This is a genomic window from Streptomyces sp. NPDC048417, from assembly GCF_040651615.1.
GTDB lineage: Bacteria > Actinomycetota > Actinomycetes > Streptomycetales > Streptomycetaceae > Streptomyces.
Genome location: NZ_JBEZKI010000093.1, coordinates 1 through 1,108, shown reverse-complemented (window position 1 = coordinate 1,108; position 1,108 = coordinate 1). Strand labels below are relative to the sequence as shown.

General features: G+C 67.1%; 2 protein-coding genes. One reads left to right on the top strand and one right to left on the bottom strand.

Annotated elements, in window-relative coordinates; translation table 11 throughout:
- The coding region (locus AB0D59_RS51120) for a helicase-related protein (RefSeq protein ID WP_362580099.1) at positions 1-628 on the top strand (628 nt) is incomplete at its 5' end.
- Between the two features lie 134 nt (positions 629-762).
- On the opposite strand, the gene AB0D59_RS51115 is transcribed toward AB0D59_RS51120, so the two are convergent.
- Positions 763-1,108, bottom strand: a 346-nt coding sequence (locus AB0D59_RS51115) for a hypothetical protein (RefSeq protein WP_362580097.1), incomplete at its 5' end; no start/stop codon positions are given.

Genomic DNA, 1,108 nt, shown 5'->3' with positions numbered 1-1,108 from the left:
GGCCTATTGGGTGTGCACGCTGATCGACGAATCCGACGAAGTGGTCGCGCAGGCCGCGCAGAGCACGTTCGAAGAATTGTCCAAGCAACTGGCGCCGCTGCGCGTGGGGCTGGTGCACGGGCGGATGAAGGCGAAAGAAAAGCAGGAGACGATGCGCGCGTTCAAGGACGGCGAACTCGACCTGCTGGTGGCGACCACGGTGATCGAAGTCGGCGTCGACGTGCCCAACGCGTCGCTGATGATCATCGAGAACGCCGAGCGCCTGGGCCTGGCGCAGTTGCATCAGCTGCGCGGACGGGTCGGGCGCGGCAGCGCCGCATCCAGTTGCGTGTTGATGTATCGCTCGCCGCTGTCGGGATTGGCGCGGCAGCGCTTGGAGACCATGCGCCAGACCCATGACGGTTTCGTCATCGCGCAGAAGGATCTGGAACTGCGCGGCCCCGGCGAACTGCTCGGCACCCGCCAGACCGGCCTGGCCGGTTTCCGCGTCGCCGATCTCGGCCGCGACGCCGACTTGTTGCCGCTGGTGCAGGAACTCGGCGAGCGCCTGTTGACCGAATCGCCGCAACTGGCCGACCGCATCGTCTCGCGCTGGGTCGGCGGCGCGGCGCGTTACGCCTCGGCCTGAACCTCGGCGCGACGTCGCGCTCGGCGAACCGATGCGCCGCCGCGCCGGCGGCGCATCGCGCGATGTAGTCGCGGCAAGCGCGGCCGTCGCCTGCGGCATTGCGGTCTGTCCGCACCGGCTCGCGATTTTCTTGTTTAGATAATTTTTTCTGATCGCCGCGAATCTTCCGCGCGGCGCAATGCTCGTCGTGCGTTCGCGAACGCCAGCCTTGCCGTCGCCGCCGATGCGGCCCGGCGGCGCCCACGCAGCAAGATAGGCGCCAGTTGACGCGCGCAATTTTCGAACGCCGCGCGATTGATGCAGCGCAGCGCGTTCTTTCGATCCGCGCATTCAGCGAACGCACCGCGTCGTTCGCGCGCGCGGAGCGTCCGGTCGTTCGCGTTTTTGTCGTCTATCTCACTCGCGGGTCGATGAGCGGACGACGAAGCCGGTGGCGGTGTGTCAACGCGCGTCGCCACCAATCGTTGCTGCGAAGTCGGA